At 50.0% G+C, this 19,616-nt stretch carries 21 protein-coding genes, 1 tRNA gene and 1 pseudogene; 8 read left to right on the top strand and 15 right to left on the bottom strand.

Annotated features, from left to right (window positions below; all coding sequences use genetic code 11):
* Positions 1-72: 72 nt before the first annotated feature.
* Complete coding sequence (pyk, locus tag VXK30_RS07830; RefSeq protein WP_275717774.1) at positions 73-1,830, top strand: pyruvate kinase; 1,758 nt, start codon at positions 73-75, stop codon at positions 1,828-1,830.
* A gap of 104 nt (positions 1,831-1,934) precedes the next feature.
* Here pyk and VXK30_RS07825 read toward each other — a convergent pair whose 3' ends face one another.
* Genes VXK30_RS07825 through VXK30_RS07800 form a run of 6 tightly spaced genes read right to left on the bottom strand, consistent with a single transcriptional unit; the run spans position 1,935 to position 6,893 of the window.
* Positions 1,935-3,347, bottom strand: coding sequence for an aminopeptidase (locus tag VXK30_RS07825; RefSeq protein ID WP_275717773.1), 1,413 nt, complete (start codon positions 3,345-3,347; stop codon positions 1,935-1,937).
* Complete coding sequence (locus VXK30_RS07820) at positions 3,340-3,939, bottom strand: lytic transglycosylase domain-containing protein (protein WP_275717772.1); 600 nt, start codon at positions 3,937-3,939, stop codon at positions 3,340-3,342. The genes VXK30_RS07825 and VXK30_RS07820 overlap by 8 nt, the downstream gene beginning before the upstream one ends.
* Complete coding sequence (gene coaE, locus VXK30_RS07815; protein ID WP_275717771.1) at positions 3,936-4,541, bottom strand: dephospho-CoA kinase; 606 nt, start codon at positions 4,539-4,541, stop codon at positions 3,936-3,938. Before coaE ends, VXK30_RS07820 begins: the two co-directional genes overlap by 4 nt.
* Positions 4,534-5,556 (bottom strand): L-threonylcarbamoyladenylate synthase, encoded by a 1,023-nt coding sequence (locus tag VXK30_RS07810; RefSeq protein WP_275717770.1) that lies wholly within the window; start codon positions 5,554-5,556, stop codon positions 4,534-4,536. The genes coaE and VXK30_RS07810 overlap by 8 nt, the downstream gene beginning before the upstream one ends.
* A gap of 4 nt (positions 5,557-5,560) precedes the next feature.
* On the bottom strand, positions 5,561-6,655 hold the full coding sequence (prfA, locus tag VXK30_RS07805) for a peptide chain release factor 1 (RefSeq protein WP_275717769.1): 1,095 nt from the start codon (positions 6,653-6,655) through the stop codon (positions 5,561-5,563).
* Between the two features lie 40 nt (positions 6,656-6,695).
* A complete protein-coding gene (locus tag VXK30_RS07800; RefSeq protein WP_275717768.1) occupies positions 6,696-6,893 on the bottom strand; it encodes a DUF951 domain-containing protein in 198 nt (65 codons plus the stop codon).
* A 163-nt stretch (positions 6,894-7,056) separates the two neighbouring features.
* Between VXK30_RS07800 and VXK30_RS07795 the strand changes: the two genes are divergently transcribed.
* Positions 7,057-8,037 (top strand): biotin--[acetyl-CoA-carboxylase] ligase, encoded by a 981-nt coding sequence (locus tag VXK30_RS07795; RefSeq protein ID WP_275717767.1) that lies wholly within the window; start codon positions 7,057-7,059, stop codon positions 8,035-8,037.
* Positions 8,038-8,075: 38 nt separating this feature from the next.
* Here VXK30_RS07795 and VXK30_RS07790 read toward each other — a convergent pair whose 3' ends face one another.
* From VXK30_RS07790 to VXK30_RS07780, 3 genes are all read right to left on the bottom strand, one after another.
* On the bottom strand, positions 8,076-9,761 hold the full coding sequence (locus VXK30_RS07790; protein WP_275717766.1) for a glutamine--tRNA ligase/YqeY domain fusion protein: 1,686 nt from the start codon (positions 9,759-9,761) through the stop codon (positions 8,076-8,078).
* A gap of 15 nt (positions 9,762-9,776) precedes the next feature.
* Positions 9,777-11,246 carry a glutamate--tRNA ligase gene (gene gltX, locus VXK30_RS07785; protein WP_275717765.1) on the bottom strand — a complete coding sequence of 490 codons (1,470 nt, stop codon included), beginning with the start codon at positions 11,244-11,246 and terminating at the stop codon, positions 9,777-9,779.
* 78 nt (positions 11,247-11,324) lie between these two features.
* A complete protein-coding gene (locus VXK30_RS07780; RefSeq protein ID WP_275717764.1) occupies positions 11,325-12,125 on the bottom strand; it encodes a M15 family metallopeptidase in 801 nt (266 codons plus the stop codon).
* A 248-nt stretch (positions 12,126-12,373) separates the two neighbouring features.
* On the opposite strand from VXK30_RS07780, the gene VXK30_RS07775 reads away from it, so the two are divergent.
* From VXK30_RS07775 to VXK30_RS07755, 5 genes are all read left to right on the top strand, one after another.
* A complete protein-coding gene (locus tag VXK30_RS07775) occupies positions 12,374-12,586 on the top strand; it encodes a DUF6774 domain-containing protein (protein ID WP_275717762.1) in 213 nt (70 codons plus the stop codon).
* 40 nt (positions 12,587-12,626) lie between these two features.
* Positions 12,627-12,812 (top strand): hypothetical protein, encoded by a 186-nt coding sequence (locus VXK30_RS07770; protein WP_275717761.1) that lies wholly within the window; start codon positions 12,627-12,629, stop codon positions 12,810-12,812.
* Positions 12,813-12,988: 176 nt separating this feature from the next.
* A tRNA-Pro gene (locus VXK30_RS07765) sits at positions 12,989-13,064 on the top strand.
* Between the two features lie 268 nt (positions 13,065-13,332).
* Positions 13,333-14,172, top strand: coding sequence for a hypothetical protein (locus VXK30_RS07760; RefSeq protein ID WP_275717760.1), 840 nt, complete (start codon positions 13,333-13,335; stop codon positions 14,170-14,172).
* A 189-nt stretch (positions 14,173-14,361) separates the two neighbouring features.
* Entirely contained in the window at positions 14,362-14,511 is a 150-nt protein-coding gene (locus tag VXK30_RS07755; RefSeq protein WP_275717759.1) for a hypothetical protein, read from the top strand.
* A gap of 639 nt (positions 14,512-15,150) precedes the next feature.
* Here VXK30_RS07755 and VXK30_RS07750 read toward each other — a convergent pair.
* The 6 genes and pseudogenes from VXK30_RS07750 to VXK30_RS07725 all read right to left on the bottom strand — a co-directional run.
* A complete protein-coding gene (locus VXK30_RS07750; RefSeq protein WP_275718017.1) occupies positions 15,151-16,014 on the bottom strand; it encodes an IS3 family transposase in 864 nt (287 codons plus the stop codon).
* Positions 16,015-16,037: 23 nt separating this feature from the next.
* The gene (locus tag VXK30_RS07745) at positions 16,038-16,778 is read right to left on the bottom strand and encodes a transposase (RefSeq protein WP_275718016.1); all 741 of its coding nucleotides are present in this window, start codon (positions 16,776-16,778) and stop codon (positions 16,038-16,040) included.
* Between the two features lie 124 nt (positions 16,779-16,902).
* A complete protein-coding gene (locus VXK30_RS07740; protein WP_275714309.1) occupies positions 16,903-17,265 on the bottom strand; it encodes a VOC family protein in 363 nt (120 codons plus the stop codon).
* 96 nt (positions 17,266-17,361) lie between these two features.
* Positions 17,362-17,490: a hypothetical protein gene (locus VXK30_RS07735; protein ID WP_275714307.1), complete on the bottom strand. Its 129-nt coding sequence runs from the start codon at positions 17,488-17,490 to the stop codon at positions 17,362-17,364.
* A 45-nt stretch (positions 17,491-17,535) separates the two neighbouring features.
* Positions 17,536-17,961 (bottom strand): hypothetical protein, encoded by a 426-nt coding sequence (locus VXK30_RS07730; protein WP_275714305.1) that lies wholly within the window; start codon positions 17,959-17,961, stop codon positions 17,536-17,538.
* Positions 17,962-18,234: 273 nt separating this feature from the next.
* Positions 18,235-18,636: pseudogene (locus VXK30_RS07725) on the bottom strand (cupin domain-containing protein); the annotation flags it as partial.
* Positions 18,637-18,859: 223 nt separating this feature from the next.
* Here VXK30_RS07725 and VXK30_RS07720 point away from each other — a divergent pair.
* Positions 18,860-19,153, top strand: a complete 294-nt coding sequence (locus tag VXK30_RS07720; RefSeq protein WP_275714301.1) for a hypothetical protein — start codon at positions 18,860-18,862, stop codon at positions 19,151-19,153.
* Positions 19,154-19,616 lie beyond the last annotated feature (463 nt).

Raw genomic sequence — 19,616 nt, 5'->3', positions numbered from 1 at the left:
TAAATATAATATCATATACACTGGGTAAAATTTTTGATTTCTATTTTTACGTTAGGATTGGAGTCTTAGAACATGAGAAAAACCAAAATCATATGTACTCTCGGCCCTGCGACAGATAATATCGACGTACTGCGGCAGCTGATGCTCGCCGGCATGGATGTCGCCCGACTGAACTTCTCCCATCAGACCTCTGCGGAACAGAAGGTGCGCGCGGACGCGGTCAAAAAGCTGCGCAGCGAACTCAAGATTCCCGTCGCGCTTTTGCTCGACACCAAAGGGCCTGAGATCCGTGTCAGGGACTTTAATCAGCCAAAAATTACACTGAAAACCGGCGAAAGCTTTACGCTGACCAACCGGGATATTGTCGGTGATGAAACCATTGCTTCCATCACCTTTGAGCGGCTTCCGCTGGAGGTTTCCACCGGGGCCAGAATCCTGATCGACGATGGCCTGATCGAGCTGAAAGTACTTTCCTGCACCGAAACCGACATCCACTGCAGCGTCGTCAACGGCGGGACCATCTCGGCCCATAAGGGAATCAACGTACCGGGCATCAGGCTCTCCCTTCCGTTTATCAGCGAACAGGACAAGGAAGATATTGCCTTCGCCGTACGGGAGGATTTTGACTTTATCGCCGCTTCTTTTACGCGCAGCGCAAAAGACATCATCGACCTGAGAACGGAGCTGGAAAAACACAACTGCCATAAAATCCGCATCATTGCGAAAATCGAGAATTCGGACGGCGTGGAAAATATTGACGACATTATCCGGGTATCGGACGGCATCATGGTCGCCAGAGGCGACCTCGGCGTAGAGATTCCGCTTCAGGAAATCCCCGTCATTCAGAAAAAGCTGATCAAAAAGGCTTACAATGCCGGGCTGCAGGTCATTACGGCGACTCAGATGCTGGATTCCATGATCAAAAATCCGCGCCCGACGCGTGCGGAAGCTACCGACGTTGCAAACGCCATTTACGACGGAACCAGCGCCATCATGCTCTCCGGCGAAACCGCCGCGGGGAACTACCCGATTCAGGCTTTGAAGACCATGGCGATCATTGCGGAGCGCACCGAACAGGATATCGATTACAAGGGCCGCTTTGAAAAACGCGATTTCACCGAACAGCCCAATGTCACCTCCGCGATCTCCCACGCAACCTGTACAACCGCCCAGGACCTCGGCGCGGTCGCGATTATGACCGTAACGAAATCCGGCAGAACGGCCCGCATGATTTCCAAGTACCGCCCCGAATGCCCGATCATCAGCGGAACCACCGATCCCACCGTCCAGCGCCAGATGAATCTTTCCTGGGGCGTGGTGCCGATTATGATGGATGAAAAAGACAACACCGACGAACTGTTCGACCACGTAGTCGACGTCGCCCGCAGTCAGGGCCTTGTCAAAAACGGCGACCTCGTGGTGATTACCGCCGGTGTGCCGCTCGGCGTTTCCGGCACCACCAATCTTCTGAAGGTCCAGCTGGTCGGCGACGTGCTGGTGTCCGGCATCGGCGTTACCAAGGGCGCCGTCTGCGGCAACCTGTGCGTCTGTGCCGACGAAGACGAGGCTTTGAAAAATTTTAAGGACGGCGATATCCTCGTCATTCCGCAGACCAGCAACAAAATTCTCCGTATCATAAAAAGCGCTGCGGGAATCATCACCGAATTCGGCGGAATGAACTCTCACGCGGCGATTGTCGGGCTGACGCTGGACAAGCCTGTGATCGTCGCGGCGGAAAACGCGGTGCAGATTTTAAAGAGCGGCACGACGGTCACGCTGGACGCGTCCCGGGGCATTGTGTTCAGCGGAATTGAAAAATGTACGCTGTAAGCCATCCGCTCAGCCTCAAAAAAGCCTGAGGTTTCGTATTTGAAAGATACAAAAACAGCCTGACACTGTGGGGAAAACACAGGTCAGGCTGTTTTCATTTCTCTTTAGCTTGCCTCGTAAAAAGCCTTGATTCCCTTATAGGTCATATAGACGTCCAGCTTCGCCACAACCTCAAACGGAGAATGCATCGAAAGGACCGGAACGCCGACATCGAGAACATCCACATTCAGGTTGGCAATGTATAACGCAACGGTTCCGCCGCCGCCGCCGTCCACCTTGCCCAGTTCGCCGATCTGCCACAGCACGTTATTCTGCTCAAAAATGTTTCTGATTTCGGCGACGAATTCCGCAGACGCCTCGCTGGAGCCGCTCTTTCCCCTGGAGCCGGTGTATTTGGCCATACCGACACCGTCGTTGATATAGCAGGAGTTGGTTGGCTCGTACGCGCTGGCGTAGTTCGGGTCATACGCGGCCGTCACATCGGCGGAAAGGCATTTGGATTTGCTCAGAACATGCCTTGCTTCCAGCCCCTCGGCGTGAGCCAGATCGGAAATGAAATAGCGCATAAACTGGGAGTTCAGGCCGGTGTTTCCGTCGCTGCCGATCTCCTCCTTGTCGGCCAGAACCGTAAGGATGGTGCTGTCGGGCGTTCCGGCATGCAGCGCGGCCATCAGAGCCGGATAGGCGCAGACCCTGTCGTCGTGGCCGTAAGCGCCGATCATGCTGCGGTCGAAGCCGATGTCGGAGGCTTTGAACGCCGGTACGAATTCAATATCCGCGGAGACAAAATCCTCCTCGGTCATACCGTATTTGTCGTGAATCAGCTTCATAATGTTCAGTTTCACCAGATTTTCACCCTCGTCGGCCCGGACGGGACGGCTGCCGGAAACGATGTTCAGGTTTTCGCCCTCGATCGCTTTGGAAAGCTTCTTTTCCATCTGTTCGGCGCTGAGGTGCGGAAGCAGATCGGTTACGCAGAACTGCGGTTCGCCCGGTTCCTCGCCGATGCGGATTTCCACGGAGACGCCGTCCTTGCGTACGGCAAGCCCGTGCATGGCAAGCGGGATGGCGGTCCACTGATATTTTTTGATCCCGCCGTAATAGTGGGATTTGAAGAACGCAATATCGTCCTTCTCATAGAGCGGATGGGGCTTCAGATCAAGCCTTGGCGAATCGATATGGGCTGCGGCGATGCGCACGCCGTTTTTGCAGCCGTTCTTACCGATCACCGCAAGGATCACAGCCTTTCCGCGGTTGTTGTAATAAACCTTATCTCCCGCCTGATATTTTTTCTGAGGGTCAAAGGGCACAAACCCGGCCTTTTCAGCCGCTTTCAACGCAAAAACGGTCACTTCGCGCTCTGTTTTCGCAAGATTCAAAAACTTTTTGTAATCCTCGCAAAAATCATCGGCTTTTTTAACCGTCTCATCCTCCATTTGAAAATAGCCGTTTTTCCGGTTGAGCAAAAGCTCCTCTGTCAGCTTTTTCAATTCGTCTTTTCCCATATTTTTAGCCATCGATCGTTTCTCCTTTGCTGTTAAATTGATATAGTTTTTTATAATTCGCATAATTTTTTAAAACGGCGTCCACATAGTTCCTCGTCTCCTCGTAGGGGATGCTGTCAAGCACGGCGCCGTCTTTGGAAATATCCGGATTTTTCAGCCACGTGTTTACCGTACCGATTCCGGCATTGTACGCGCTCAGCGCGGTGGCCTTCTCGCTGTACCGTTCAAGCAGAAGGGCCAGAAGCTTGCAGCCGTAACGAATGTTGATGTCCGGCGCGTAAAGGTCCTCTTCCACATATTTCGTGTCGCTTTTCAGCTTGGTCTGCACCCACTCAAAAGTATCCGGCGTCATCTGCATCAGGCCGACGGCCCCGGCGTGCGACCGGGCGTTCGGGTCAAAATTGCTCTCCGCCTTGATCACGGAATAGACCAGCGCGGGGTCGAGCCGGTTGGCCGTCGCCTCTTTCGCCACAAGCTGTGTATATTGAAGGGGATACGCCCTTTTCATGAAAAAAGTATACCCCCGATTCAATGCAAAATAACCGATCAGCAGCAAAACGGCGGCCGCCGCGCAGGCCAGAAGAATTCTTTTAAAATGTTTCATGCATAATCTCCGATAATTTTCTCCAAAAGCTGATTCACTCTTTCCTGGATATCGCTGTCACTCATAGTGCCGGTAAGCTGATATTGCGCGCGGGAGCTGTAATACGCGTCGTCCTGCTGCGTGCTCATCCGCGCCCTGGCCAGCTCCGGCGTGATGGAATCGCGGTTTACAATGCGGTAAAGCCGGACTTCGGCGGGCGCGGTGACCGCCACGGAGGTCGTGCAGAGCGAATCGGCCCCGCTTTCAAAAAGGAGGGGAGCGTCAAGAACAATCGCTTTCGCAGTTTTTTGCCGGTATTCGGCGATTTTGCGGATCACTTCCTCTTTGATGAGCGGATGGGTGATCGCGTTCAGCCGCTGTGTGCTTCTTGGATCGGCAAAGGCGCGCTGCGCCAGCAGCGTGCGGTTCAGCCGGTTGTCTTCCCCGACAATATCATTCCCAAATTCGGCTTTTAAAGCCGCAAGGCATTTTTCGTCCGCAATGGTTTCGCGGGCGATCCGGTCCGCGTCCACAATCAGGCAGCCCGCCTTCTGAAAGGCGGCGGCCACGGTCGATTTTCCGGCGCCCGTCGGGCCGGTCAGTCCGATTACCAGATCAGTCAAGATGAAGCACCTCAAATCCAGCCGCGCGGATCAGCCGGTTATAAACGGCAAGGCCCACGCCCTTCGGCTCAGGGCAGCGTGCGTAAACGGTTTTCGCGTGAATTTCGTCAAGGCGGCGCAGCGCGTCGAAAAGCTCGCGCGCCTGCTCGCCGTAATCGTCTTCCCCGCCGTAGCAGACGGTCGGAACCGTCAGCTCCGCGTCCTCCCCGCTGTAGCAGAGGGCCGCGGTACCGTCGCCGCCGTGGCTGTTTACATAATTTCTATATGCGTCAAAACTGCCGTCAATGATAATTACGTTCGCTTTCGGCGAATAATGCTTATACTTCATGCCGGGAGAAGAAGCGCGAACGCCTTCCTTCAGCGGATGCAGCACCGCGCTGTCCATTTCCACCGTTCCCAGAACACTGCGGAGCTGCTCCAGCGTAATGCCACCCGGCCTTAACAGGCGCGGGGGATCGCAAGCTAAGGTAACGACGGTCGATTCCACCCCGACCCCGCAGGGCCCGCCGTCCACCACCGCCTCTATTTTCCCGTCCAGATCGTTGAGGACATGCCCGGCGGTCGTGGGGCTGGGGTGCCCGGAAAGGTTGGCGGACGGCGCGGCAAGCGGAATTCCCGCGGCATCGATCAGCGCCCTGGCGGCGGGATGGGACGGAAAACGGATAGCGACCGTGTCGAGCCCGGCGCTCACCTCGTCCGGAATTTTGTCCGACTTCGGCAGAATGATCGTCATCGGACCGGGCCAGTATGCCTTTGCCAGCTTTTCGGCTTCGGGCGTTACTTCCCGAACCAGCCGGCCAATCTGGTCAAAATCAGAAATATGTACAATTAAAGGGTTGTCCATGGGCCTGCCCTTCGCGGCAAAAATACCAGAGACGGCTTTTCCGTCCAACGCGTTGGCGGCAAGCCCGTAAACCGTTTCCGTCGGGATGCCGACCAGACCGCCGTCCCTGAGAATCTGGGCGGCGGTAAGGATGTCTTCCCGGTTGTTTGCGTTCAGCCTTAGGGTCTGCATTGCTTTATTCTCTCTCTTCCGATTGGTTGTCTATAGTGTTTTGAAGCTTTGCGGCCCTGTCCGCCGTAATCAAAGCGTCTATCATTTCATCGAGACTCCCATTTAAGATATCGTCCAGGCGGTAAATAGTCAGACCAATCCGGTGGTCGGTCATCCGCCCCTGCGGATAATTGTAGGTGCGTATCCGCTCGGAACGGTCGCCGGTTCCCACCTGTGACCGGCGTTCGGAGGCGATTTTTTCGTCGTGCTCCCGCAGCTTCGCCTCATACAGCCTGGAACGCAGCACTTTCATTGCCTTGTCTTTATTTTTGTACTGGCTCCGCTCATCCTGGCATTCTACCACCGTGCCCGTAGGCAAATGGGTAATCCGGATTGCGGAGGAGGTTTTATTGATGTGCTGGCCGCCCGCCCCGCTGGAACGGTAGGTGTCGATCTGTAAATCCTTCGGATTGATCTCGATTTCCACTTCGTCGGCTTCCGGCAGAACAGCGACCGTGGCGGTAGAGGTGTGCACCCTGCCCTGCGTCTCCGTTTCCGGCACGCGCTGCACGCGGTGCACGCCGCTTTCATATTTCAGGCGGGAATACGCCCCGTCGCCGGTAATCATAAAGCTGATTTCTTTAAACCCGCCCAGCTCTGTTTCGCTGACGTTCAGAATTTCCGTTTTCCAGCCCTTCGTTTCCGCGTACATGCTGTACATACGGTACAGGACGGCTGAAAAAAGGGCGGCTTCCTCGCCGCCGGCACCGCCCCGGATTTCAACGATGACGTTTCGGTCGTCATTGGGGTCGCGCGGCAGAAGCAGGATTTTCAGCTCCTCGGAACACCGCTCAATATCCGATTTCGCGGCCTGAAACTCCTCGTCGGCCATTTCCTTCAGATCTTTATCAAGGCCGCCGTCCTCCAGCAGCTCGCGCGCTTCCGCCATGGAGCGGACGGCCTTTTGGTATTCCCTGTATTTTTCGACGATGGGCGTGATATTTTTATGCTCCTTCATCAGTTCGGTATAGAGGGCCTGATTGGATAAAACCGAAGGGTCATAGAGCTTCTGGTTCAGCTCCTCATACCGTTTTTCAAAAACTTCCAGATTTTCAAACATAGTCATTCTCCTTCATTGATTCTATTGATAAATAAAGGAGCTACAATTCGTGCTGCGGCTCTTCCCTGATAATCTTTTTAATATTCTTTTCGCATTTCAGCCTTGGAACCATGATCTCATGCCCGCAGGCGGTGCAGCGAATTTTAAAATCCATGCCGGAACGAAGGACAAGAAAGGTTTTACTTCCGCATGGATGCGCCTTTTTCATCTGTAAAATATCACCCGGCCTGACATCCATGTTCAGCACCCCGCTTTCCGCAATTTACTTTCTTTAAAAAATATATAATATAGTATATCACGAAATCCGCTGAACCTACAATATATTTTTCATATTTGCTTGCCCGCTTACTGGGAAAAAGGGTATAATCTGTTTATAATTATGAAATAAAGGCCGTGATCGCATGTCTACGAAGGACGAAATATTAAAATACCTGCAAGGGCGCAACGACTATGTTTCGGGCGGGGAGCTCAGCGAGCAGCTGCTGGTCTCCCGCACCGCCGTATGGAAGCACATCAACACCCTGAGAAGCGCGGGCTATGAAATCGAATCCGTTACAAACCGCGGCTACCGCCTTGTTTCCTCCCCCGATCAGATCACGCCGGAGACCATTCTTTCGGGTCTGAAAACAAAAGCGCTCGGAAAAACCGTTTTCAGCTTTGACAGCATCGATTCCACCAACGCGCAGGCAAAACGCCAGGCTCTTTCCGGCGCTCCGAACGGCAGTTTGTTTATTGCGGAGCGGCAGACCGGCGGCAAGGGCCGCCTTGGCCGTACCTGGGAATCCCCTTCCGGAACGGGGCTGTGGTTTTCCGTGCTGCTGCGGCCCGGCAGCCTGCCCGTACAGGTAACGGGCATCACGCTCTTAGCCGGGCTCGCCGTCTGCCGGGCGATCCGAAAACAGACGGATACCCCGGCCATGATCAAATGGCCGAACGACATCGTGATCGGAAGCAAAAAGGTCTGCGGCATCCTGACGGAAATGGCTGCGGAAATCGACCGGATCGAGTACGTCGTCGTCGGCATCGGCATCAATGTGAATATGGAAAATTTCCCCGACGAGCTGTCCGGAAAGGCAACCTCCCTGCGCAGGGAATGCGGCCGGCCAATCACCCGTATAGGACTGCTTCAAAAAATCCTGAAGGAATTCGAAGAGATTCTGTGCGATGATATCGACCGTCCCGAAGCGATCCTTGCGGAATACAAAACGCTCTGCGTTTCCTTAAACCGTACCGTCGGCTTTACCCGAAATCAAGAGTCCGTCACCGCGACGGCGGTGGATATTTCCCCCGCCGGGGAACTGATCGTCCGGTGCGGGGACGGAAGCCTGTTATCCATCAACGCCGGAGAGGTCGCCGTACAGGGAATATACGGGCAGACATAAAAACTCGCTGCTTTTCCGGCAGCGAGTTTTTGCATTCCTTATTTCTTTTTGAAGCTGTCTTTCAGAGATACGCAGCGGTTAAAGACCGGGTGCTCCGGCGTACTGTCGCGGCTATCCTGGCAGAAATATCCCTGACGCATGAACTGATAGGAATGAACTCCCTCCGCTCGCGCGAGGGACGGTTCCACCTTACAGTCGGTCAGCACCTTGAGGGAATCCGGGTTCAGCTGGGTAAGGAAGTCCCCCGCTTCCGGGTCCGGCACGGTAAACAGGCTGTCATACAGACGTACTTCCGCATCGGCGGCGGTTTTTGCGTCCACCCAGTGGATGGTGCCCTTGATCTTTCTGCCGTCCGGCGTATTGCCGCCGCGGGTCTGCGGGTCATATTCCGCGTAAACCTCGGTGACATCGCCGTTTTCATCTTTCTTACAGCCGGTGCAGCGAACAATATAAGTCGTTTTCAGCCGCACTTCATTGCCCGGGAAAAGCCGGAAGTAACCCTTTACCGGCTCTTCCATAAAGTCTTCCTTCTCAATCCACAGTTCGCGGGAGAAAAAAACCGTCCTTGTGCCGTCCTCGGGGCGCTCGGGATTGTTCTCCACTTCAAATTCCTCGGTTTTATCCTTCGGATAATTTGTCAGGACCAGCTTGACCGGATTCAGCACCGCCATGGTGCGCTGCGCGTTCCTGTTTAAATCTTCCCGCAGGCAGTGCTCCAAAAAGCCGTACTCCACCGTGCTGTTGACCTTGGAAACGCCGATACGCTCACAGAAATTCCGGATGGAGGCCGGCGTGTAGCCCCTGCGGCGAAGCCCGCAGAGCGTGGGCATGCGGGGGTCGTCCCAGCCGCTGACATCATTGTTTTCCACCAGCAGGCGGAGCTTGCGCTTGCTCATGACGGTGTTGTTGATGCCCAGACGGGCAAATTCGATCTGTCTGGGCTTGTCCGGCAGATCGATGTGGTCGATGACCCAGTCGTAAAGCGGCCTGTGGTCTTCAAACTCGAGCGAGCACAGCGAATGGGTGATTCCCTCCAGAGCGTCCTCGATGGGGTGCGCGAAATCGTACATGGGGTAAATGCACCAGGTGCTGCCGGTGCGGTGGTGCGTCATATGGTTGATGCGGTAAATCACGGGGTCGCGCATGTTGAAATTCCCGGAGGCCAGATCAATTTTGGCGCGGAGCGTCATTTTCCCATCCTCAAATTCCCCGTTTTTCATGCGCTCAAACAGATCGAGGCTTTCCTCCACCGGCCTGTCGCGGTACGGGCTGACCGCCGGGTTTGTCAGGTCGCCCCGGTTCTCGCGCATCTGCTCCGGAGTCAGCTCGCAGACATAGGCAAGGTTCTCCCGGATCAGCTTGACGGCCAATTCATACATTTTCGGAAAATAATCGGAGGCATAGTAAAAACGGTCGTCCCAGGTGAAACCCAGCCAGCGGATGTCCTCCTGAATGGCGTCCACGTACTCCGTGTCCTCCTTGGTCGGGTTGGTGTCGTCCATCCGCAAATTGCAGATACCGCCGAACTTCTCCGCGGTACCGAAGTCGATGCAGATCGCCTTCGCGTGGCCAATGTGCAGGTATCCGTTCGGCTCGGGCGGAAAACGGGTGTGGACCCTTTTCCCCTCAAACCTGCCCTGCGGAGCAATATCCTCTTCTATAAAGGTATGAATAAAATTACCGGAAGCTTCCGCTTCGCCGCCAGTCGTTATTTCGTCACTCATTTTCGTTTCCGCTCCTTATGCCTGCAATTTTTCAAGACCGATACGAAGCCTGCGGATGGATTCCCTCTTGCCCAGTATGGCAAGGATTTCCATCGCTCCGCCGGGCGTGACCGTCATCCCCGCCGCCGCGATACGCACCGGCCACAGCAGGGTCCCGTTTTTCACTTCCAGCCTTTGTGCAAGCGCAATCAGCAGATCGTGCAGTCCTTCCACCGACCAGTCGTCCGTCTTCTCCAGTTCCGCAATGGACTCCTGCAGCATCTGGGCCGAATTTTCAAGATTGGTCCTGCTCTTCTTATTCACAAAGAAATCGGCCGGATATTCCGGCAGCTCCTTCAAAAATCCGATCATTTCCGGAATCTGCGTAAGCTTGGTCACGCGGGGCTGTAAAATGGAAGCGAGCACCCGCCAGTTCAGCTCCGCGTCCGGAAAAACCTCTCTGAAATACGGCATGGCGTTTTCTATAAATTCCTGCTCCGACATGGCGCGGATATATTCCCCGTTAAACCAGGTCAGCTTATCGTAATCGAACACGGCGGGCGATTTGCTGATGCCGTCGATCGAAAAATTTTCAACGAGCTCGGAAAGCGTAAACAGCTCGCGGTTTTCCTTCGGGCACCAGCCCAGAAGCGCGATATAATTGACAATGGTCTGCGGCAGATACCCTTCCCGTATCAGGTCCGCAAAACCGGTGGAGCCGTGGCGCTTGGACAGCTTGGAAACGCTGCCGTCCTCATTTTTTCCCATAATCAGCGGAAGATGGACATAGGTAGGCACGTCCCACCCGAAAGCCTGATAAAGCAGGTTGTACTTCGGCGTGGAAGTCAGGTACTCGCAGCCTCTGACCACATGAGTAATCTGCATCAGGTGGTCATCGATAACGTTTGCAAAATTATAAGTCGGATAACCGTCGGATTTAATGAGGATCTGATCCTCCAGCTCCCTGTTTTCAATCGTGATGGAACCGTACACAGCATCGTCAAAGGTGGTGGAACCCTCTATCGGCATCTTTTGGCGGATCACATACGGCGTGCCCTCCTGAAGCAGCCGGTCGACCTCCTCTTTGGGCAGGTCGCGGCAGTGGCGGTCATATCCCCCGGAAAAAGTTCCGTCCTCTTTGCTTTCATGCAGCGCGTCCAGCCGCTCCTTGGTGCAGAAGCAATAATACGCTTTTCCTTCCCTGACAAGCTGTTCCGCATACGGTTTGTAAATATCCTTGCGCTCACTTTGCACATAAGGGCCGTACCCGCCGCCGATATCCGGTCCCTCGTCGTGCTTCAGGCCGACTTTTTCAAGCGTATTGTAGATAATATCCACGGCGCCCTGTACAAGCCTTTCCTGATCGGTATCCTCAATACGCAGTACAAAAGTGCCGCCGAGCGATTTTGCAATTAAATATTCATACAAAGCCGTACGGAGATTCCCGACATGCATAAAGCCTGTCGGGCTCGGCGCGAACCTTGTCCTTACTGTTTTTTGCTGCATTGACTGCCAGACCCCTCTCGTTGTTATGAAATTGGAAACCTGTCTATTGGTTCATTATACCAAACTCGAGGGTAATATTCAATGAGAAGCAGTTTGATTTTTATTGAAATAGTCTATATATTCCTCAAGGCACAGATTCAGTTCTTTCATTTTCTTCGCGTGTTCCACCCCGACATAGCGAAAATGCCAGGATTCGTATTTGATATGGGTGATATCCTGCTTGTCCTTTGGATAACGGAGGATAAAACCGTAATCCTGCGCGTGCTCCGAAAGCCAGTGGAATTCTTTGGTGCCGCCGAAATCTTCAAGCACACCGTTCACATCAATGGCAAGCCCCGTAATATGCTCGCTGGTACCCGGAGGCGCAACCGATCTGGCAGCCTCGCTTACCGCGTCCTCATAGCTGATCCCTGTTTTGTAAAAAGCTTCAATTTCTTCCGAATAAAGCTTCTGCTGCTTCTCATCATTGCGATAGCCTGAAGACAGCCAAAGGTGAATATCGTCCCTTAAAGCGGCGTCGCGCATCTGACGAAACGGTTCGACAATTCTTGAGTCCATATCCACATTGAATGCATGTACGATTTTCGATTCGAAGGTGTCCGGAAGCGTATGCTCGTAATTGACCAAAACAAGCCTCCAGTCATCCGGCTGCTGAAACTGCTGACCGGCCGGCTGACTCGTCTGGCTTGGAATCGACTGTGCGGCGGAGGACGAAGGCACACTGCTGCCGGCCGTCGGCTTTGCTTCGGTGTTCTTTGCCTCCACGTGTTCAAACGCCATAACAAAAACGACAGTCGTCGCCGCCATAAGAGCCAGTTCTACTATGATAACAGCAAATGCTGAAAGTGTTTTCCGAATTTTATTCTTTTCCTGATACATCCTTTTCCCACCCAATAAAAACAAATCGTTTTTATTATAATACAAACCCGACTAAAAATGCATCCTCCTTTTTCTGTCAATTGCATTTTCCCTGCGTATAATATAACATTGGGAATAAAGAGATGATATTTCATGTATGACCATTATCCGTTTCAGCGGCTTCCTCTCCCCTATGCATATCATGCTCTGGAATCTTATATCGACGCGGAAACAGTAGAAATTCATTTTTTCAGAAAGTTTGAGCTGACATGAACAACTGTTGTGGTGAAAAACTTGTAACACTTGCTGCGGCTATTTCCATGCAGATTGCCCATTGCGTCACAAATGACGAATTGGCAGTATTAGGAGAACTCTTCACAGTCATTGGTGATCAGTTGTCCCTGCTGGCTGTCGCAAATCCGCTATGCTGCCCGGACAGCGGTAAAAAAGTGCCGCCAAAACAGGAAAACGACAGCGCATGAATCCACCGCAAGTGCGGAGAATACTCTTCGGGGTGAATTTATGAATGAAGAACCCAGCCATCTTCCGCCGGAATTCAGCATGCTTTTCTCAAACGATCTGAGAGTTCAGGAATACCTGAATTCAAGGCCCGCTTCTCAGCGATATCAGGCGGAAAAATATCAATATGAGAACTATGCAAAAAATGAGTCGCCGCACAGCGTCCGGGAAAAAGAGGACGAAGAATAGTCAGGTCAGCATCAGAGCTTTTTCTGATGCTGATTTCTTTACGATTGCTATCCTTTCAGGTTCGCTGTAATCGCGTCATTAAATTCAGCGGAGAGATTTTGAGCAGTTTATCGGTAAAAATAGAAGTTTTCACTTGCAAGGCTTTGGATGTTGTGATATACTAATTAACGTTGTTTCCGGGTGTGGCGCAGTTGGTAGCGCGCTTGACTGGGGGTCAAGAGGCCGTGAGTTCAAGTCTCGCCACTCGGACCAAAGAATAAGCCGCATGGATACTGAAAAATTCAGCGTTCATGCGGCTTTTGCTGTTTTTGTGTGGTTTTATGAAAGACTCAAAAGGCCAATATTGGCACTTTTATGTGGCGTTTTGTCTTTACCCTATGTCTTCCTACTTAAAATCGTCACTAATATCGTCAAGTCCAATAAGATACAAAAGAAAAATAAAGTGACAGATTTTACTTGGAATGTTATAATTTAATTAAACCATATGTTCAGAAATGAGCGCAATAAAAAGGTGAATGCTATGAAATATCACAGTTCCATTTTAGAGGAAGAAAAATGGAGTATCGACATTGATTTATGTGCTGATTTTAACGCTATTCTGTGGCACCGGCTAAAAAATATGGGATACACTCCATCGTCCGCAAAACACAGCGCTACTGAATATTTTAAGGTGAAGAAGCTGCAGATTCCACAAAAAAAACGGCAGGCATGCTATTCAAAAGAATTTTCCTGTCCGCCAGGTTATGAAGCAGCCTTGTCCGAATTCCAGTCACGCGTGGAAAATGGAAGCGACTACGAGCTATTTGTATATTTTACGGATACAACAGCCTATTTTTTGCAAGTATACCGTCATCAGAAAAAACATCTGTTCGCGTCGCAGGATTTGGTTCGTATTCTTCATGACAATTGGCCGGAACTTATTTCCAACCGGAAGCTAAATGACGTCCTGTCACTTTATCCCCATGCCCCATCGGACGAAGAATACGACTGCTTACGTAAGGCCCATGTCTTAACGATGGTGGAAGTTAAGCCCGGCACCGTTTATTTCCCGTTGGGAGGCGGATATGCGAGCGACGGCTCATCGACAGACGCGGTACGGCTTTCGGACCATTGGCATAATCTTCTCAAACGGATAGAGATAGAAATGGTCAGCAAACCCAAGGAACTCATTTCCGCTATAAAAACAATCTGTGAAAATGATGAACAGGCAGCGGACATGTCTTTCAAATTGATTGCCGTATCCGGTCAGGAACTGCTGCTGTTTGAAGAAAGGAACAGTATTGTCATGCAGTTTTTCTTAAATACAGACAGACCCGCAAGATTATGCAGGCCCGCTGATTTATATCCATCTGATATTTAATCGAAAAGAGCCGCAGATTATGGCATAATAGAGGAACCCTGCAGTTCATTATAAAACGCCTAAACTGCAGGAATCGTTTCAGAAGCATATGGTAATTTCTGTAATCATATAATAATCGCATTTCGGCAATTAATGTTCAAGAAAAATCGGTATAATGGAAGAACATTAATTTGATTGGAGATGTAAACGATGGTAAAAGCAGAGACAAAGGTAGAAACAGCAGAAAAAATAAGGCGTATGCTTCAGGAATTAGGTTGGTCCGATGAAGTAATAAATGATTATCTTGTAAATTCTCCGGACTTAGGAACTCAGATTCCTACGACACCGAAACAGCAATGACTACATAACATGAAGCTTCCAGGAAGTATATTGCCGGACAATATCTCCCATGCTTTTCCCTTTGAAATCTGACATTGTCTGAATAGTTTTGTATAAAACAAGAAATCCGGTCCCAAAGGGGTCTTCAATGGATCGAATACGCCGGTCTAATTTTTTGATTTCTTCTTGTGTCATTTTGTTGTTACCCCCTAAAATATTTGTTTTTATTATAATCGATTTTTCGTCAATTTTCGACACATGTAACATAATGTAACAAATTTATCTTTTAGATAAAAATGAAAATGTTTCTCCGACAGCCGCAAGGCAACAGCAAAACGGGCTCATCGAATTCATGGAATCCCGATGAGCTCTGGTCTTTATTCATAAAATCATCAATTTGGCATGTTATCTCGTAGTACAAGTTTCATTATTGGATTTTACCACATAGACTTATATCAGATATGTCAATTCTCTGAAATAAACAGAGCCTGGCAAATATAATAATCCTTCTTCAAATAATGAAATGATGATTTACCACCAATTCCAATCTGAAATAGCAAATAAAAAGCCCTCCCAGACGGTATGAACCGCATCCCGTCAAGAGGACAATGAAAAACTATAAAAATTTTCTGGACAGTGGCGTAAGCTGCTGTCCACTTTTTATGCAGCAAGATAACGTTCGTATTTCTCCATCGGTGTGAGGACACCCAGATTACGTTGAACACGCCGGGTATTGTAATAGCGGATATAATCCTCAATCATCTGGATAAGAGCCTGTTTGCTGGTGAACCGTTTGCCGTAATAGCGTTCACGCTTCAGAATGCCCCAGAAGCCTTCCATTGGACCGTTGTCAATGCAGTGTGCCACGCGGGACATGCTTTGTGTCATACCGGCTTTGTCAATTTTGTGATGAAAAGTACGGTTCGTGTACTGGTATCCCCGGTCACTGTGAAACAGGGGATGTGCGTCCGGATTTTTCCCGACAGCTTTGTCAAAGGTCTTGAATACGAGAGGATTGTCATTACGCTCACTAATTACGAAAGCTACGATGCGCCTGTCATAGAGATCTAAAACAGCACTGAGGTAAACCTTGTGTACTTCAAGACCTTCGTACCACTTAAATTCAGTAACGTCGGTGAGCCACTTCTCATTCGGCTGAGAGGCGAAAAACTGGCGGTCAAGAAGGTTTTCGGCAAGATACTGCGGATTCTTTGCCTGCCTTGTGCAACCGTGGTTGTTGTACTTGATGGTGGATTTTATGTTCTTTGCCCGACAGATGCGAAGTACCCTCTTGTCATTGATGTGGATATCGTGGTCGTGTCGCAAATCATCGTTGATACGGCGGTAGCCTTTGTCTGGGCTTTCCATATGGATTTTCTCGATCTTTTCCGCAAGCCACTCGTTTTCGGCAATCCTGCGGCTTTGGTTCCCCGACGCCCATTTATTGTAGGCGGAACGGGCGACATGAAGTAGCTTACAGGCAGTCTCGATGGGATATCCCGCTTCCGCACGGCATTCTTTTATGGATGTGTAAATATGGCCTTGCCTTACTTGCGAGAGGCATCCCTCCTCTCCACCTCGTCCAATTTTTTTAGCAGGGCATTCTCCATTTCCGCCAGATACAGCTTGTGTTTAAGTTGTTCGATCTCAATTTGTGCCTGCTCCAACTCTGTGCGTGGTGCCTGATCTTTTTTTCGCTGCCCACGCCTATCCTGCAGACCAGCTTCACCCATTTTCTCAAAGTTCAGCGTCCAGGTGCGTGCCTGCTGGTAGCTTACATTATATTTAAGCGCCATCTCGCCGTAATTTTTACCGGATGCAATACAATCTTTCACGATTCGAATACGTTCATCTGGCGTTGTGCTGCGTGCTTTTCTCATGTAGCTTCCTCCTCCGGAATGCTTGACGGAGTTGAATTCTCCATGATTATTATACTTCTTTATCCAACATCGAAGTTGTTTTCTTGACCGGATTTTGTATTTCTCGCATATGGCGTGCTGACTACATCCGCCTGATAAATATTCCAGCACCGCTTGCTTTTTGAGCTCTTGGCTGTAGACGTGATTCTTTTTTCCTGACGCAAAGCCCAGAACTCCCTCTTGGCGATAAATCCGTGCCCAATCTGTTATGACATCAGGTGCGACTTCCGCCCGTTTCGCGGCTTCTTCCCTTGAGATATTTCCAGTTATATATTCCCGGGTGATTCTTACCTTTTTCGCAATTGCTATTTTTGACTTACTTGACATCAAAATGCTCCCTTCATGATCAACAGTGTTTTTCTTTTTCACTGTCTCTCATAAAGGGAGCATATCAGTAAGACTGAGAGGGCAAATTATTAAAGAAGATACTGAGAGAATCCCCCGTTGGCAAGCCGGCCGACGGGGGATTCAGCATATTGCCGCGCTGCAGACATCAGAGGTCATTTTCTACAAACTGAATGGCAACACCGTTAGGATCCTTCACAAAAAAGAAAGAGGCCCCCGGTACTTTTTTGGGTCCGCCGAAAGGGGCGAGTTTTTTGGATTTGACCATGGCAAGCGTATCCGTAAGCGATTTCACTGCAAATCCCAAGGAGATACCGTCTTTTTCCGCGCCGACAGATCTGCCGTTTTGCAGCAGCTCAATCTCAAAGCCGTTTTCGTCTTCGAGAAAAGCGATTTCTGTACCCGGATTGGGTGAAAAGCGCCGCGCTACGGAGAGCCCGACGACCTCCCTGTAAAATTCCACGGACTCGTCCAGTTTTTCCGTCGTAATCGTGCACCAGCAGCAGTTCATAAATTGATCCTTCCCTTCGTGTCTGCTGTCGTTTTGGATTATATCAGCAGTAATTTCAGTATAGCATCGCAGAACCGCATTGTAAAGCTATGTAAACTACTGAAGATACTGCTCCGCCTGCTTCCTTCGTGCTCCGATCAGTTTGATCAAGGACCACATCAGCCACGCGTGAAAAACAATATCGATGATATAAAAAGTAAAATCGTCAAGCGACAGATAAAGCACAACCAATGTATCCAGCACGACCAAAACCAGGGTGGCTACAACGGGCTAGAACCTTTTCTTTGCAAGCAGGTAAAGGAGCAAATACACGGAGGCAAAAATCACAGAAAGCACGATCCCTGAGACGAAAAGAACCGTGGATGGGGACTCTTCATTCCACGACAAAGCAATGCCGAGAACAAGCTGAGGAACGGTTGCACTGAACGGAAAAGAAAGAGAGGCATTCATCAGAATCAGGATCAGGTTCACATAAGTAAGGCCGACAAAAGTCAGAAAAGCTCCCATTCCCGCCCTGTCGTTTGCAATGATCGGGTTCTGGCTCTCTTGAGCGGAACGAAAAGCGGACAGTACGGTTTCTTCCATTGGCGTTCCCGTTTCCAGATAAACGCCGTCCTGTATCAGTCCGACGGGGTGATTTTTCAAGTCAAGCCTTAGGATGATCTCGCTTCCATCCACCTCAAACGGACAGAACATACCAACCCCCTTCACTAAAAAAGGGGAATATACAACCGGGATCCCGTCAATACGGAGTTTGATTTTTCCTGAAATTTTACATCCTTCAAAAACAATTTCATGCTTGATTCCATTTACAAAAATATCCCATTGGCGCATCGGCAATCACTCTTTCTCTTTCTTTTTCTTAAATTATACTGAATCGATTTCAAATACACAAAGGTAATATCTGGAAGCCGGAATACCCAAAAACAAGAAAGCGCCTGCCCAAAGGCAAGACGCTGTTTATTTTCGCTATTCGGCTGCCATCGCATCGGCTTTGTTCCTATGGACTGTCCCCCAAGGATGCTGGGGCGGCGCATAAATTGAATATAATTTTATCGGGATATTTCCGATATTGATTAAGTTGTGCCATTTCCCCGCTGGGATTATGATCGCATGATCCGCAGAAACCCGCCTTTGAAAATATAAATTATCTTTCTGATCTCCCATTTTGATCATTCCCTGCCCTTGTTCAATACGGAGAAACTGGTCAAGGTCCGGATGAATTTCCAAACCAATGTCATCCCCGACGTTAATGCTCATCAGAGTAAGCTGCAAATGGTTTCCTGTCCATAAAGCGGTCCGAAAAGTATTATTTTTCCTGGTAGCTTCCTCAATGTTTATCGTAAAAGGTTCGGGGCCATAATCCTTAGAAATCATATGATTGCAGTTGTCCTGACAGGGGCACCTGTTATACATAGTTCCTTACTCCTTTCCATTCTTGTATGCCATCATATGAGGGATGCTCCTGGAAAGTGCCGAATAAGAACCGATCATGTGAAAGAAGTAAATTAACGCCGGAAGTATTGAGGCCTTGTAATCTCTCTGTGCACAAAGGCATATATTGAAATTATCCCAACAGAAAAGAGGTAAATGAATGAGCGGCACTTACAACGTTACTCTGCATACGCCAATGGGGGGCCAAAAGGGAACCGTAACCCTTGTTGACGATCACGGAACGCTAAGCGGCTCTATCCGTTCTATGGGAAGCACAAGCTTTTTCAGGAACGGGAAAACCCGTGGAAATTCCTTTGAGTTTTCCGGAACTCTCGGCCTCGGATTTTTTCAATTAAAGTACCTTGCGAAGGGGACCGTAGAAGGGGATATCATCAAAGCTGTTGCCATGACCAATTCCGGAACGTTCCAGATAAACGGAACACGGGCGGCATAAGAAAACGCGAGCATGAGAAGCGCCTTCTGAAAAGGCTGAAAATCCGGCGTTCATAAAAAACAGCCCTTTCGGCCTTTACGACTGAAAGGGCTGTTTTCTCCTGTGTTACAAACAGGATGATCCGGATATTAGACAACAATCTTGGCATATTATTTTTAAAAGCAAGGTTGGTGTATGTACTTTGACACTGAATATGATCATCGGATTTATCATCCCGTGGATAGCGGCGCTGATCTTCATACGGGAAAGAAAGGTACTGTTTCTGATCGCCCCTTTTTCCGCCGCTATGGCCTTTTTGATTAACGATATCGGATTCCTTTATTACTGGAAGCTGTATCCTTTTCATCTTTATAATCTCGCGTCGCTCCCGTTTACATTGGGGTTATTCTGCCTTTATCCATGTTTTGCAATTTATTTCATACGTAAATATCATTTCCCCGATCATGCCGTCTTAATATTGTCC

Source organism: Caproiciproducens sp. CPB-2 (assembly GCF_036287215.1).
In the GTDB taxonomy this organism is placed as follows: domain Bacteria; phylum Bacillota; class Clostridia; order Oscillospirales; family Acutalibacteraceae; genus Caproiciproducens.
This window is presented reverse-complemented; position numbering and strand designations above follow the sequence as displayed.